This window comes from Nocardioides sp. (genome assembly GCF_044226765.1).
Taxonomy (GTDB): domain Bacteria; phylum Actinomycetota; class Actinomycetes; order Propionibacteriales; family Nocardioidaceae; genus Nocardioides.
Genome location: NZ_JBGAGJ010000007.1, coordinates 18,954 through 32,691 on the forward strand (window position 1 = coordinate 18,954; position 13,738 = coordinate 32,691).

Below are 13,738 nucleotides of genomic sequence, written 5' to 3' on the forward strand. Positions count from 1 at the left end.
CCGGGCTGGAGGAAGCGTAGATCCCTATCCTGCAGGCGTGACCTCCGAGGAGTCGTTCGCGCAGTCGTTCGCCCTGGCCGACCCGATCCCGGGCTGGCTCACCCGGGACCAGGCCCGGGTCCTCGACGCCGCGGCGCGCCAGGTGCCCGACGCAGGCACGGTCGTGGAGATCGGCACCCACCACGGTCGTTCGACGGTGGTGCTCGCCCGCGCCCTGCCCGAGGGTGCCCGGCTGGTGGCCGTCGACCCCTTCCCCGACGACTGGCGCTACGGCGCGGCAGGCACCGAGGCCGCCTGCCGGGCGAACCTGGAGCGAGCCGGCGTCACGGGCCGCGTCGACCTCCGCGTCACGACGAGCCGGGCCGCGCGGGAGCGCTGGTCGGGTCCGGCCGACCTGGTCTACGTCGACGGCAAGCACGACGTCGCCTCGCTCGTGGACGACCTGCGGTGGTCGCGGTTCCTGCCCGCCGGCGGGACCGTGCTCGTCCACGACGCCTTCTCGTCCCTGGGCGTGACCGTGGGTCTGCTCGGCGTGCTGGCCGGCAGCCGCCGGCTTCGCTACGTCGACCGGACCGGGTCCCTCGCGCGCCTCGAGGTCGCCCGTCCGACCGCGGCGGACCGGCTGCGTCCGCTGCGCGAGGTCCCCTGGTGGCTGCGCAACCTCGTCGTGAAGGTGCTGCTGCGGCTGCGGCTGCGGCCGGTCGCCGCGGCCCTCGGGCACCACGACACCGCCGATCCCTTCTGACCTGGCCGGTGGACCGGGCCTGTGCCCGGGTTGCCCAGCGGACGGGGACCGTCGCGCCGTACCCTCGGCGCGTGACTTCCGTACAGGAGCCGGTGGCGACCGGCGGCTGGCGCGCAATCTTCCGCGGCAGCGCGGGCATCGCCATCGCGATGGCGGTCATGAACGTCTCCACGTACGGGTTCCAGCTGATCTCCGCCCGCATCCTCGGGCCCAGCCAGTACGGCGCCATCGCGAGCCTGATGGCCCTGCTCATGGTGCTCGCCGTGCTGCAGCTCGGCCTGCAGGCCACCGCCGCGCGGCGGATCGCCGGGCAGCCCGAGCACGTCGGCCAGATCGAGCACGCCGTGCTGCGGCTGACCTACCGCGCCGCCCTGGCTCTCGGCCTGCTCACCCTCCTGGCCGCTCCCCTGGTCTGGCGCGTCCTGCGTCTGGACAGCATCGTGCCGGCCCTCCTGCTGGCGGTCGCGGCCGTGCCCCTGACCATCGCCGGCGGCCAGGGCGGCATCCTCCAGGGCGAGCGGCGCTGGCTCCCGCTGGGGCTGCTCTACCTCGGGGTCGGCGTGCCCCGACTGGTGATCGGCACGATCTGCATCCTGGTCAGCCCGACCGAGACCAGCGCCATGTTCGGCGTGATGCTCGGGCTCTGGGTGCCGGTCCTCACCGGGTGGTGGGCGCTGCGCTCGCACCGCGACCCCGGCGAGACCAGCGAGGAGCACCGCGCCCGCTCGATCGCCCGGGAGGCGATCGCCGCGTCGGTCGCGCTCCTCGGCTTCTTCGTGCTCTCCAACGTCGACATCGTCATCGCCCGCAACGTGCTCGGCGAGCACGACGCCGGTCTCTACGCCGGCGGCCTCATCCTCACCAAGGCCGTGCTGTTCCTGCCCCAGGTCGTCGTCGTCATCGCCTTCCCCTCCATGTCGACCGCCGAGCTGCGCCGCACTGCGCTGGTGCGCAGCATGGTCCTGGTCCTGGGCCTGGGCGCGGTGTGCACGGCCGGTGCCTGGCTGCTGGCCCCGATCGCGCTCGCCTTCGTCGGCGGCGCCGAGTACGCCGACGTCGAGTCGCGGCTGTGGCTCTTCGCGGTGCTCGGCACGGTGCTGGCCATGCTGCAGCTGCTCGTCTACTCCGTGCTCGCCCGGCGGGGCACCCGGTCGTCGTACCTGGTGTGGGCCGGCGTCGTCCTCCTCGTCGTGGGCACCCTCCGGACGAGCACCCTCGACGGCCTCCTGCTCACCGTCATCGCCGTGGACACGCTCCTGCTGCTCGTGCTCACCGCGGTGAGCTTCTGGCGTCTGCGCGAGCCGCTGCCGGCCGACGAGCTCGCCGACCCGGTGCCCGGTCCGACCACCTGACCGCCGGCGGCCCGGCGGTCAGTGCGCGGCGTCGTGCCAGCTGCGGCCGAACCCGACCGAGACGTCGAGCGGCACGGCCAGGTCGGCTGCGGCGCCCATCTGCTCGCGGACCAGCGCCTCCAGGGTCTCCCTCTCCCCGGGTGCCACCTCGAACACGAGCTCGTCGTGCACCTGCAGCAGCATCCGGGACGCGAGCCCGGCCGCGGTCATCGCCCGGTCGACATTGAGCATCGCGACCTTGATGATGTCAGCCGCCGAGCCCTGAATCGGAGCGTTCAGCGCCATCCGCTCGGCCATCTCGCGACGCTGACGGTTGTCGCTGGTGAGGTCCGGCAGGTAGCGGCGGCGGCCCATGATGGTCTCGGTGAACCCGGTCTTGCGCGCCTCCTCGACGACGCCGCCGAGGTAGTCGCGGATCCCCCCGAAGGTCAGGAAGTACTCGTCCATCAGCCCGCGCGCCTCGGCGGGCTCGATGCCGAGCTGCTGGCCGAGGCCGAAGGCGGACAGGCCGTAGGCCAGGCCGTAGTTCATCGCCTTGATCTTGGCGCGCATCTCGACGGTCACGTCGTCGGCGGGCACGTCGAAGACCCGGGCCGCGGTGATCGAGTGGAAGTCGCGGCCGGACCGGAACGCCTCGATGAGGAGCGCGTCCTCGGACAGGTGGGCCATGATCCGCATCTCGATCTGGCTGTAGTCGGCGGTCATCAGGCAGTCGTTGCCCGGCCCGACGACGAAGCCCTCGCGGATCCGGCGGCCCTCCTCGGTGCGGATCGGGATGTTCTGCAGGTTGGGGTCGGTGCTCGAGAGCCGCCCGGTCGCGGCGATGGTCTGGTTGAACGTGGTGTGGATCCGCCCGTCGCCGGCCACCGTCTTGAGCAGGCCCTCGATGGTCTGGCGCAGCCGCGACACGTCGCGGTGCCGCAGGAGGTGGAGCAGGAACGGGTGCTCGGTCTTGACGTAGAGCGCCTGGAGCGCGTCCGCGTCGGTGGTGTAGCCGGTCTTGGTGCGCTTGGTCTTGGGCATGCCGAGCTCGTCGAACAGCACGACCTGCAGCTGCTTGGGCGAGCCGAGGTTGATCTCCTTGCCGATGACGGCGAACGCCTCCTGCGCCGCGCCGCGGACCTCGGCCGCGAAGTGCGCCTCGAGCGCCTCGAGGTGGTCGGTGTCGACGGCGATGCCGACCTGCTCCATGGTGGCGAGGAGGTGGACCAGGGGCAGCTCGACCTCGGCGAGCAGGCGGGTGCCGCCGCGCTCCTCCAGCTCCGCGTCGAGCGCGGCCGCCAGGTCGAGGACGGCCCGGGCGTGCAGCATCTCGACCTCGCCGGAGGACTGGTCGCCCAGGCCGTCGAGGCTGAGCTGGCCGTCGTCGGCCCCGCCCTGCTTGAGCTCGCGCTTGAGGTAGCGCACGGTGAGGTCGGCGAGGTCGTAGGAGCGCTGGTCGGGTCGGGCGAGGTACGCCGACAGCGCGGTGTCGCGGGCCAGGCCCCGTAGCGGCGTGCCCCAGGCGGCCAGCGCCAGCATCGGCCCCTTGGCGTCGTGCAGGACCTTGGGCTGCCGCTCGTCGGCCAGCCAGGCCGCCAGTGCCGCCTGGTCGTCGGGGCCGACACCGTCGGCGGCGACCCACGCGGCGGTGCCGTCGCCGGTCGCGAGCGCCAGACCCGTCACGTCGCCGGTGCCGCTGCCCCACCGGCCGACGACGTGGAGGCCCACCCGGTCGCCGGACGAGGCGTTCGCGGCGAGCCAGGGCGCCAGGTCGCCGGTGGCGAGGACCGACATGGCGACGTCGAAGCCGGAGTCGTCGATCTCCTCCGCCGAGGACAGCGTCTCGAACAGCCGGTCCCGCAGCACCCGGAACTCCAGGCCGTCGAAGAGGGTGTGCACGGCCTGGCGGTCCCAGGGCCGCAGCGCCAGGTCGGCCGGAGCCAGGTCGAGGTCGAGGTCGCGCACCAGCTCGTTGAGCCGCCGGTTGCGGATCACGTCGCCGAGGTGCTCGCGCAGCGCCTCACCCTTCTTGCCCGTGATCTGGTCGGCGTGGGTGATCACGTTGTCGAGGCCGTCGAACTGGTTGATCCACCTCGCGGCGTAGCCCTGACCGACTCCCGGGACGCCGGGCAGGTTGTCGGAGGTCTCGCCCACGATCGCGGCCAGCTCGGGGTAGCGCGCCGGCGGGACGCCGTACTTCGTCTCGACCGCCTCCGGCGTCATCCGGGCCAGGTCCGAGACCCCCCGCATGGGGTAGAGCACCGTCGAGCGGTCGGTGACCAGCTGGAGGGAGTCGCGGTCGCCGGTGAGGATCAGCACCTCCATGTCCGGGTCCTGGAGGGCCTGGGTGACCCAGGTCGCGATGATGTCGTCGGCCTCGTAGCCGTCCTTCTTCAGGAACGGGATGTTGAGTGCGTCGAGGACCTCCTCGATCAGCGGGAGCTGGCTGGAGAACTCCCCCGGGGTCTTGTTGCGCTTGGCCTTGTACTCCGCGTACTCCGCGAGGCGGAACGTCTGGCGGGAGACGTCGAAGGCCACGCCGACGTGGGTCGGCTGCTCGTCGCGCAGCACGTTGATGAGCATCGAGGTGAAGCCGTAGACGGCGTTCGTGTGCTGTCCGGTGGTGGTCGAGAAGTTCTCGACCGGCAGCGCGAAGAACGCGCGGTAGGCGAGCGAGTGACCGTCGAGGAGCAGCAGGCGCGACACGCTCGGGACTCTATCCGCAGCTGCCGACAGTGCCCGCGGTGCAGGTTGCGGAGCGCCGGGTTTGCCGGGGTGGCAGCGGGGTAGTGCATGGCTCACCACCCACCTGACTCGGGGAGAAGCCCATGAAGAAGCACCTGCTCGTCGCCGCGGCCTGCGCCGCGCTCACCTCCGGCGGGCTCGTCGGCGCGGCCGACGCCGCGGCGCCGGCCACCACGGGCGCCGCCGAGCGGCCCACGTTCTGCAACCGCCACACCTACGACACCAAGGTCCGCTTCGTGCAGGGCTCCACCGCCATCGGGATCAGCCGGATGTCGGCGCGCACCTACGCCGGTCGCACGGTCATCCACCGCGGTGAGACCGTCACGACCCAGCACCGCAAGACGTTCGCCGCGAAGGTCGGCTCGACCGTCGGTGCCTCCGTCGGGGCGAGCGCGATGCTGAAGAAGGTGGTCAACGTCTTCGTCGAGGCGCACGGCGACACCAGCTACCGGGCGTCGTACGGCACGACCGGCACCGAGACCCGCACGGTCACGACCGACACCACGACGACCATCCCGGCCGGTCGGACGGTCATCTGGTTCGTGGGGCACCGGATCGTCTCGGGCACCTTCGAGTACTCCTCGTGCAACGCCACGGACGGGCACGACCAGGACACCGGTGTCGTGAAGTGGCGCAAGACGAGCTGGAGCTCCTTCTCGATCCGCGACGACGGCGGCCAGCGGTGCGACCTGCCGGCCAACACCTCGGTCGCGAAGGCGGCCAAGCGGATCGGCTGCGACGCCTGACCTGCCGCGTCCGCGCCACGGGTGATGGTCGAGAATGCCGCCATGACCGACGAGCAGTCCATCGAGGAGTACGTGTCGTCCATGCCCCAGGGCATGGGTGGCCTCAACGAGAAGATGGGCATCGAGCTCGTCGAGATCTCCGCGGAGCGCGTGGTCGCGACCATGCCGGTCGAGGGCAACACCCAGCCCTACGGCCTCCTCCACGGCGGCGCGTCGGTCGTGCTCGCCGAGACCCTGGGGTCGGTCGGGTCCGCGATCCACGCGCATCCCGACCGGCTCTCGGTCGGCATCGAGATCAACGCGACCCACCACCGGTCGGCGACCTCGGGGACCGTCACGGGCACCGCGACCGCGCTGCACCTGGGACGGACCACGGCGTCCTACGAGGTCGTCATCACCGACGAGCGCGGCAAGCGGGTCTGCACCTCGCGGATCACCTGCGCCCTGCTGCCGCGCGAGCGCTTCGACTCCTGAGCCCGACCTGGTCAACCCTCGGCGGAGCGAGCGGTCCGCGAGCGGCGCAGCGACCGTCGGGCAGCGAGCACCTGGGTCACCTGCCGACCGCCGGTCCCGGCGACCGGCCGACGGTGGGAGGCCAGCCGGGCACGGACGGCGATCGTCGGGGCGACCCGGAGGACGGCGTACGGTCCCAGCGCGATGCGGGCCATGAACCGGTTGGCGTCGCGGGACCCCGAGACCGCGGCGGTCGCGACGTGACCGATCCCGAGCTCCTCCGCCCAGGTCGTCGCCGCGTCCATCAGCGCCGTGCCGACCCCGCGCCGGCGGAACCGGGGGAACACGTGCGGCGAGAGCGCCCGCACGACCGGCTCGAGGTTCAGCCCGGACATCGTGGTGGCCTGCAGGTGGACGGCGCCGGCGAGCTCGCCGTCGTACTCCGCGACGACGATCCGCTCCTGCAGCGCGTCCTCGACCCGGGCCAGGACGGCCTCGACGTCGGCGACCTGCTCGCCGCGATCGGCCCTGCGCAGCACGTCGCTCCACAGATCGGCCAGCTGCGGCGCGTCCTCGATCGTCGCCGGCCGCAGCGCCACCAGACCACGGGTCATCGCGTCATGCTTTCGAATGCCTCCAGATCGCTCGCCGCGTCTCGTGTCCCCCGAAAGCGGCGCCACTGAAGGAGACTACGCTCAGCCGCGCCGATCTGTCAGAGGAGTCCCCCGTGATCCCCGGTCTGGGTACCGCCGTGAACGTCGCCACCGTCCTGGTCGGCAGCACCATCGGCGTCCTCCTGGGCAACCGGCTGCCGGTGCGCACGCGCGACCTGGTCACCGACGCCCTCGGCCTGGTGACGCTCCTCATCGCGGGCACCTCGGCCATGGCGGTGCTCGACGACGACCTGGCGGCCCGGGTGGGTGACAGCGCGCCGATGCTGATCGTGCTCGGGTCGCTGCTGATCGGCGGGATCATCGGGTCCCTGCTGCGGCTCGAGGCCCGGGTCGAGGGCCTGGGTGGCTGGTTGCAGGGTCGCCTCGCGGGCGACACCGGATCGGCGGAGCGGCACCGGTTCATCGAGGGCTTCGTGGTCTCCTCGCTCGTCTTCTGCACCGGCCCGCTGACGATCCTCGGGTCGCTGAACGACGGCCTCGGGAACGGCGCCGACCAGCTGTTCCTCAAGGCCGCGCTCGACGGGTTCGCCGCGATCGCCTTCGCGGCGTCGTTCGGCTGGGGTGTCGCCGCGAGCGCGCTCACCGTGCTCGTGGTGCAGGGCTCGCTGACGCTGCTCGGGCTGGCGCTCGGCGGGGTGCTGCCCGACGCGGAGCTCGCCGCCATCACGGCGACCGGCGGCCTGCTGCTGGTCGGGGTGGCGCTGCGGCTGCTGCGGATCCGGGAGATCCCCGTGGCCGACCTGCTGCCGGCGCTGCTGGTCGCGCCGGCGCTGGTCGCGGCGGTGGCCGCGCTGCGCTGACCGGGACCGGATCGAGACCCGACCGTGACCGGCCCGGTCGGGGGTTCTGCGCACATCGTGTGCGCCACGCCACTAAGGTGCACGCATGCTGACCCGTACCCTGCGCTCCTCGCTCGCCGCGGCCGCGTTCGCCGCGCTGGCGATCTCCCTGACCGCCTGCGGCTCGTCCGACAGCGGCGGCTCGTCGGACGGAGGCTCGTCCGGTGCCGCCGACCTCGGCCTGATCAAGTCCGGGACGCTCACCGTGTGCTCCGACGTCCCCTACCCGCCGTTCGAGGACTTCGACAAGTCCTCCAGCACCGGGTTCACGGGCTTCGATGTCGACATCGTCGACGAGATCTCCCAGAAGCTGGGCGTCGACGTGGTCATCAAGGACTCCTCCTTCGACGCGCTCCAGAGCGGCCTGGCCCTCAACTCGGGTCAGTGCGACATGGCCGCGAGCGCGATGACGATCACCCCCGAGCGCGAGAAGAACATCGGGTTCAGCGAGGGCTACTACGACTCCGAGCAGTCCCTGCTCGTGCCGGCCGACTCCAGCATCGCCTCGATCGACGACCTCGACGGCGTCAAGGTGGGTGTCCAGAAGGGCACCACGGGTGAGGCGTACGCCAACGAGAACGCCAGCGGTGCGTCGATCGTGGTCTTCCCGAGCGACGGGGAGATGTACACCGCCCTCAAGGCCGGCCAGGTCCAGGCCCTGCTGCAGGACCTGCCGGTCAACCTGGACCACCAGAACGACCCGAAGGCCGCCGGACAGTTCAAGGTCGTCGAGACCTACGACACGGGCGAGAAGTACGGGCTGGCGATGAAGAAGACCAACACCGCGCTGATCGACGCGGTCAACCAGGCACTCGCCGAGATGAAGTCGAACGGCGACTACCAGAAGATCTACGACCAGTACTTCAGCACCTCGAGCTGACGGGGCCGATCCCCCGGTGAAGAAGGACTGACGTGAAGAGATCGACGAAGCGTCGGGTGCGAGACGGCGTCCTGTACGCCGTCCTGGTGCTCGCCGTCGTCGGGGTGGTCGCCGCGGCGGACTGGGAGGCCATCAAGGCGAACTTCCTGGACGCCGAGACCTGGAAGAGCCTGTTCCCGGACATCATCGTCGTCGCGGCGAAGAACACGGTGGTCTACACGATCATCGCGTTCATCGGTGGCATCACGCTGGCCTTCGTGCTGGCACTGATGAAGCTCTCGCCGGTGAGTCCCTACCGGTGGATCGCGACCGCCTACATCGAGTTCTTCCGCGGGCTGCCCGCCCTGGTCGTCATCATCTTCATGGCGCTCGGGGTGCCGCTGGCGTTCCAGTGGCAGCCCCCGGGCGGCACGGTCGGAGCCGGACTCGTCGCGCTGATCATGGTGTCCTCGGCCTACATGGCCGAGACCCTCCGCGCCGGCATCCAGGCGGTGCCGAAGGGCCAGCGCGAGGCGGCCCAGTCGCTGGGCATGAACAGCTTGTGGACGATGGTGTCGATCACGCTCCCCCAGGCGGTGCGGATCGTGATCCCGCCGCTCACCAACGAGTTCATCCTGCTCCTCAAGGACACCTCGCTGCTCAGCATCGTCGGGTTCACGGCCACCCAGGTCGAGCTCACCGCGTTCGGTGAGAACGCCCTCACCACGGCCGCCAACCCGAGTCCGCTGCTCGCGATCGCCCTGGTCTACCTGGTGATCACGCTGCCGCTGACCCAGCTGGTGGCCCACATGGAGCGACGGCAGAAGAAGGCGGCGACATGACCACCGCACCCAGCGGGACGCCGGCCATCCAGGTCGAGAACCTGCACAAGTACTTCGGCGAGAACGAGGTGCTCAAGGGCATCGACTTCCGCGTCGACCAGGGTCAGGTCGTCTGCGTCATCGGCCCGTCCGGATCGGGCAAGTCGACGCTGCTGCGCTGCGTCAACCGGCTCGAGGAGCCCACCTCAGGGCGGATCCTGGTCGAGGGCATCGACATCACCGACCCCGAGACCGACCTGAACGGCGTCCGCAGCCGGATCGGGATGGTCTTCCAGAGCTTCAACCTCTTCCCGCACATGAGCGTGATGCGCAACCTGTGCATCGCCCAGCAGCGCGTGAAGAAGCGGTCCAGGTCCGAGGCCGAGGAGATCGCGCGCGCCAACCTCGCCAAGGTGGGTCTGTCGGAGAAGGCCGACGCCTACCCCGCCAAGCTCTCGGGCGGGCAGCAGCAGCGCGTCGCGATCGCCCGCGCCCTGTCGATGAACCCGGACATGATGCTCTTCGACGAGCCGACCTCGGCGCTGGACCCCGAGCTCGTCGGCGACGTGCTCGAGACGATGCGGGAGCTGGCGAACGAGGGGATGACGATGATGGTCGTCACCCACGAGATGGGCTTCGCCCGCGAGGTGGGCGACAACCTCGTCTTCATGGACGGCGGCGTCATCGTCGAGGAGGGCGACCCGCGCACCGTGCTGGCGAACCCCCAGCACGAGCGCACCCAGTCGTTCCTGTCGAAGGTGCTCTGACGGCGGCCGCGCAGCAGGCGCGGCCGCTCCTCAGCCCTACAGGTCGCCGCCGAGGTACGCCGCGCGCACGGACTCGTCGCCGGCGAGCTCGGCCCCGGTGCCGGTGCGGACGATCTCGCCGGTCTCCAGCACGTAGGCGTGGTCGGCGGCCTTGAGGGCCTGGGCGGCGTTCTGCTCGACCAGCAGCACGGTGGTGCCCTGGGCGTTGATCTCGGCGATGATCGAGAAGATCTGCTGGATCAGCTTCGGAGCGAGCCCCATCGAGGGCTCGTCGAGCAGCAGGACCCGCGGGCGGGCCATCAGGGCGCGACCGATCGCGAGCATCTGCTGCTCACCGCCCGACAGCGTGCCCGCGACCTGCCCGATCCGCTCCTGGAGCCGGGGGAACAGACCGAGCGCACGATCGAGGTCCGCGGCGATCGCGGCCTTGTCCTTACGGGCGTAGGCGCCCATGTCGAGGTTCTCGCGCACCGTCATCCCCGGGAAGATCCCGCGGCCCTCGGGTGACTGGCTCAGCCCGATCTGCACCCGCTCGTAGGGCGGCAGGTGCGTGATGTCCTTGCCGTCGAAGACGACCCGACCCTCACGCACGCGGCGCAGGCCCGACAGGGTCTTCATCGTCGTGGTCTTGCCCGCGCCGTTCGCCCCGATCAGGGTGACGACCGAGCCCTCCTCGACCGTGAAGGAGATGTCGCGGATCGCCTCGATGTGGCCGTAGTTGACGCACAGGCCCTCGACCTCAAGAAGCATCTTCTTCGTCCACTCCCAGGTAGGCGGCGATGACGGCGGGGTTGTCGCGGATCTCCGCGGGCGTGCCCTCGGCGATCTTGCGGCCGAACTCGAGCACGACGATCCGGTCGGTGACCCCCATCACCAGGCGCATGTCGTGCTCGATGAGGAGCACGGTGATGCCCTGGTCCCGCACCTTGCGGATCAGGCCCATCAGCCGTTCCTTCTCGGCGGGGTTGAACCCGGCGGCCGGCTCGTCGAGGCAGAGCAGCTGCGGCCGGGTGGCCATCGCCCGGGCGATCTCCAGCCGGCGCTGGTCGCCGTAGGAGAGGTTCTCGGCGAGCTCGTCGGCGCGCCCGCTCACACCCACGAAGTCGAGGAGCTCGAGCGCCTCCTTCCGGGCCGCCGACTCGGTGCGCCGGTGCAGCGGGGTGCGGAACAGCGCGTTCAGCAGACCCACCCTGCTGCGGGCGTCGGCGCCGACCATCACGTTCTCCAGGGCGGTCATCGCCTTGAAGAGACGGATGTTCTGGAACGTCCGGGCGATCCCGAGCTTGGTGATGTCGTGGCGCTTGCGCTTGGCCAGGACCTGGCCGTCGAACCGGATCTGGCCGCTCGTGGCCTGGTAGACGCCCGTCATCACGTTGAAGCAGGTCGTCTTGCCGGCCCCGTTCGGGCCGATGAGGCCGAGGATCTCGCCCTCCTTGATGTCGAAGGTCACCTGGTCGAGGGCGGTCACGCCGCCGAACCGGATGGTGACGTCGTCGACCTCGAGCAGCGGCCGTCCGGTGGCGACCGGGGCGGGTGCGTCAGGGGTGGTGGCGTCAGAGGACATCGACCGGCTCTCCTTCCAGCTCCTCGATCTCGGCCTTGGCGGCGAGTGCCCGCCTGGTGCGGCGTGGTGGCAGCAGGCCCTGCGGGCGCCAGATCGCCAGGAGCATCAGCGCCAGCCCGAAGAACATCAGGCGGTAGTCGGCGAAGTCGCGGAACCGCTCGGGCAGGTAGGCGACGATGGCGCCACCGAGAATCGCACCCCAGCGGTTGCCGGCGCCACCGACGATGACCGCGGCGACGAACAGCATCGACAGCAGCAGCGGGAAGCTGAGTGGGTTGATGTAGCCGCTCTGGCTGCTGGCGTAGAACGACCCCGACAGCCCGCCGATCGCCGCGCCCATGGCGAAGGCCAGCAGCTTGTAGCGGAACGTGGGCACACCCATCAGCTCCGCGGCCTCCTCGTCCTCGCGGGTCGCCTCCCACGCCCGACCCACCCGGCTGGACAGCATCAGCTTGTCGGCGATGAACACCAGCACCAGGACCGTCAGCACGAGCCAGTAGTAGGGCACCGCGTCCAGCGCACCGAAGACGAGGACGTGGGTCGCGTGCTCGTGGTCGACCGACGGCACGAAGCCGTCCCACTCCAGGCGCGGGATCGCGAACCAGCCGCCTGGATCGAACGGCGGCTTGGGCTCGGGGCCCAGGTTGTTCGGGTGCGGGATGTCCTTGATGCCGGCAGCCGCACCGAGCCACTCCACGTTGGTCACGGTGATCCGGATGATCTCCCCGAATCCGAGCGTCACGATCGCGAGGTAGTCGCCGCGTACGCGCAGGGTCGGGGCACCCAGCAGCACGCCGGTGATCATGGTGACCGCGATCGCCACGGGCAGCGCCAGGAAGAACGGCCAGGCGAAGTGGTAGGTGGTCAGCACGGCGGTGGTGTAGGCACCGACGGCGTAGAAGCCGACGTACCCGAGGTCGAGCAGACCTGCGTAGCCGATGACGATGTTGAGTCCCAGCGCCACGAGCGCGAACGCGATGACCCGGAACATGACCCCAGCGAAGTCGATGCTGTTGGTGGTGAGGACAGGCGGCCGCAGGAGCGGCAGTGCGTAGACGAGGACGAGCAGCAGCGTGACGACGAGGATCCGGACGATCTTGGGGCTGGCGTAGTACCGGTCGAGCATCCGGTCCCACCCCCTGCCGATTCTGGTGGCCATCACGCACGCGCCTTTCCGAGCGACTCACCCAGGATGCCCGAGGGTCGCACCAGGAGGACCAGGACGAGGAGGACGAACGCCACGACGTCGCGCCACTCGTTGCCGAAGATGGCCGCACCCCAGTTCTCCATCACGCCCAGGGTCAGGCCGCCGAGGAGGGCGCCGCGCAGGTTGCCGATGCCGCCCATGACGGCAGCGGTGAAGGCCTTGACGCCGAGGATGAAGCCGGCGCTCTGCCTCGTGGCGCCGATCTTCATCATGTAGAGGGTGGCCGCCACACCGGCCGCGATGCCGCCGATGAGGAAGGTGAGCTGCACGACTCGCGTCGCGTTCACGCCCATCAGGGCGGCCGACTCGGGGTCCTGGGCGACGGACCGGATGCCCCGGCCGAACTTGGTGCGGCGCACGAGCTGGTCCAGCAGCACCATGAGCAGCAGGGCCGAGACGATGATCGTCACGTCGACGTTGGTGACGCCGTAGCCGCCGATGTTGAACAGCACGCTCGGCTCGATCGTGACGGGGTTGGTGTAGACGTCTCGGGCCTTGTCCGGGCTGACGTAGTTGGCGAGCGTGCTGTCCGCACCCACCCAGCCGGCGAACCGGTCTCGCAGGCCCATCGCCTCCGACAGCGCGAACGACGCGCCGATCGCCGAGATGAGGATGATCAGCTTCGGGGCACCCCTCTTGATCAGCGGGCGGTAGGCGACGCGTTCGAGCAGCAGTGCGATGAGCGCCGAGACCGCCATCGCCACCACCAAGGCCACCAAGAGGACCGGAAGGGCCTCGGACAGGGTCCAGGTCGCGGAGCTGGTGCCGTGCAGGAGCACGAACGTCCAGGCCACCGCGAAGGTCCCGTACATGAAGACCTCGGAGTGGGCGAAGTTGATCAGCTGCAGGACGCCGTACACCATCGTGTACCCGAGTGCGATCAGCGCGTAGATCGCGCCGAAGACCAGCCCACCGATGGTGAAGCTGAGGAAGCTGTCGAAGCTTCCGAAGAGGGCGCCGAGGTCCAAGGGGGATCTCCTCTGT

Annotated in this window: 14 protein-coding genes; 8 read left to right on the forward strand and 6 right to left on the reverse strand. The window is 70.5% G+C overall.

Annotated features, from left to right (window positions below):
• The first annotated feature begins 37 nt into the window (after nt 1-37).
• Both ACILRH_RS15010 and ACILRH_RS15015 read left to right on the forward strand, forming a co-directional pair.
• On the forward strand, nt 38-745 hold the full coding sequence (locus ACILRH_RS15010) for a class I SAM-dependent methyltransferase (RefSeq protein WP_395694578.1): 708 nt from the start codon (nt 38-40) through the stop codon (nt 743-745).
• Nucleotides 746-816: 71 nt separating this feature from the next.
• Complete coding sequence (locus ACILRH_RS15015) at nt 817-2,097, forward strand: lipopolysaccharide biosynthesis protein (protein ID WP_395694580.1); 1,281 nt, start codon at nt 817-819, stop codon at nt 2,095-2,097.
• Nucleotides 2,098-2,115: 18 nt separating this feature from the next.
• On the opposite strand, the gene polA is transcribed toward ACILRH_RS15015, so the two are convergent.
• Nucleotides 2,116-4,785: a DNA polymerase I gene (polA, locus tag ACILRH_RS15020; RefSeq protein ID WP_395694581.1), complete on the reverse strand. Its 2,670-nt coding sequence runs from the start codon at nt 4,783-4,785 to the stop codon at nt 2,116-2,118.
• A 122-nt stretch (nt 4,786-4,907) separates the two neighbouring features.
• Here polA and ACILRH_RS15025 point away from each other — a divergent pair, with 122 nt between their 5' ends.
• Complete coding sequence (locus ACILRH_RS15025) at nt 4,908-5,570, forward strand: hypothetical protein (RefSeq protein WP_395694583.1); 663 nt, start codon at nt 4,908-4,910, stop codon at nt 5,568-5,570.
• A 42-nt stretch (nt 5,571-5,612) separates the two neighbouring features.
• Complete coding sequence (locus ACILRH_RS15030; RefSeq protein WP_395694585.1) at nt 5,613-6,044, forward strand: PaaI family thioesterase; 432 nt, start codon at nt 5,613-5,615, stop codon at nt 6,042-6,044.
• A gap of 11 nt (nt 6,045-6,055) precedes the next feature.
• Here ACILRH_RS15030 and ACILRH_RS15035 read toward each other — a convergent pair whose 3' ends face one another.
• Complete coding sequence (locus ACILRH_RS15035) at nt 6,056-6,637, reverse strand: GNAT family N-acetyltransferase (RefSeq protein ID WP_395694587.1); 582 nt, start codon at nt 6,635-6,637, stop codon at nt 6,056-6,058.
• Between the two features lie 113 nt (nt 6,638-6,750).
• Between ACILRH_RS15035 and ACILRH_RS15040 the strand changes: the two genes are divergently transcribed.
• The 4 genes from ACILRH_RS15040 (at nt 6,751) to ACILRH_RS15055 (ending at nt 9,983) form a co-directional block, all read left to right on the forward strand.
• Entirely contained in the window at nt 6,751-7,497 is a 747-nt protein-coding gene (locus tag ACILRH_RS15040; protein WP_395694589.1) for a DUF554 domain-containing protein, read from the forward strand.
• Between the two features lie 85 nt (nt 7,498-7,582).
• On the forward strand, nt 7,583-8,416 hold the full coding sequence (locus tag ACILRH_RS15045) for an ABC transporter substrate-binding protein (RefSeq protein WP_395694591.1): 834 nt from the start codon (nt 7,583-7,585) through the stop codon (nt 8,414-8,416).
• A gap of 32 nt (nt 8,417-8,448) precedes the next feature.
• Nucleotides 8,449-9,237 (forward strand): amino acid ABC transporter permease, encoded by a 789-nt coding sequence (locus ACILRH_RS15050; protein WP_395694593.1) that lies wholly within the window; start codon nt 8,449-8,451, stop codon nt 9,235-9,237.
• Nucleotides 9,234-9,983: an amino acid ABC transporter ATP-binding protein gene (locus tag ACILRH_RS15055; RefSeq protein WP_395694595.1), complete on the forward strand. Its 750-nt coding sequence runs from the start codon at nt 9,234-9,236 to the stop codon at nt 9,981-9,983. Before ACILRH_RS15050 ends, ACILRH_RS15055 begins: the two co-directional genes overlap by 4 nt.
• A gap of 36 nt (nt 9,984-10,019) precedes the next feature.
• Here ACILRH_RS15055 and ACILRH_RS15060 read toward each other — a convergent pair whose 3' ends face one another.
• Genes ACILRH_RS15060 through ACILRH_RS15075 form a run of 4 tightly spaced genes read right to left on the reverse strand, consistent with a single transcriptional unit; the run spans nt 10,020 to nt 13,722 of the window.
• Nucleotides 10,020-10,733 carry an ABC transporter ATP-binding protein gene (locus tag ACILRH_RS15060; protein ID WP_395694596.1) on the reverse strand — a complete coding sequence of 238 codons (714 nt, stop codon included), beginning with the start codon at nt 10,731-10,733 and terminating at the stop codon, nt 10,020-10,022.
• Complete coding sequence (locus ACILRH_RS15065; RefSeq protein ID WP_395694598.1) at nt 10,723-11,547, reverse strand: ABC transporter ATP-binding protein; 825 nt, start codon at nt 11,545-11,547, stop codon at nt 10,723-10,725. Before ACILRH_RS15065 ends, ACILRH_RS15060 begins: the two co-directional genes overlap by 11 nt.
• Complete coding sequence (locus ACILRH_RS15070) at nt 11,537-12,706, reverse strand: branched-chain amino acid ABC transporter permease (protein ID WP_395694599.1); 1,170 nt, start codon at nt 12,704-12,706, stop codon at nt 11,537-11,539. Before ACILRH_RS15070 ends, ACILRH_RS15065 begins: the two co-directional genes overlap by 11 nt.
• Nucleotides 12,706-13,722, reverse strand: a complete 1,017-nt coding sequence (locus tag ACILRH_RS15075) for a branched-chain amino acid ABC transporter permease (protein ID WP_395694601.1) — start codon at nt 13,720-13,722, stop codon at nt 12,706-12,708. The genes ACILRH_RS15070 and ACILRH_RS15075 overlap by 1 nt, the downstream gene beginning before the upstream one ends.
• Nucleotides 13,723-13,738 lie beyond the last annotated feature (16 nt).

Coding starts and splice junctions, on each gene's coding strand:
- ACILRH_RS15035 (WP_395694587.1), bottom strand. CDS start 6,637: ATGACCCGTGGTCTGGTGGCGCTGCGGCCGGCGACGATCGAGGACGCG.
- ACILRH_RS15065 (WP_395694598.1), bottom strand. CDS start 11,547: ATGTCCTCTGACGCCACCACCCCTGACGCACCCGCCCCGGTCGCCACC.
- ACILRH_RS15030 (WP_395694585.1), top strand. CDS start 5,613: ATGACCGACGAGCAGTCCATCGAGGAGTACGTGTCGTCCATGCCCCAG.
- ACILRH_RS15055 (WP_395694595.1), top strand. CDS start 9,234: ATGACCACCGCACCCAGCGGGACGCCGGCCATCCAGGTCGAGAACCTG.
- ACILRH_RS15060 (WP_395694596.1), bottom strand. CDS start 10,733: ATGCTTCTTGAGGTCGAGGGCCTGTGCGTCAACTACGGCCACATCGAG.
- ACILRH_RS15070 (WP_395694599.1), bottom strand. CDS start 12,706: ATGGCCACCAGAATCGGCAGGGGGTGGGACCGGATGCTCGACCGGTAC.
- ACILRH_RS15045 (WP_395694591.1), top strand. CDS start 7,583: ATGCTGACCCGTACCCTGCGCTCCTCGCTCGCCGCGGCCGCGTTCGCC.
- ACILRH_RS15025 (WP_395694583.1), top strand. CDS start 4,908: ATGAAGAAGCACCTGCTCGTCGCCGCGGCCTGCGCCGCGCTCACCTCC.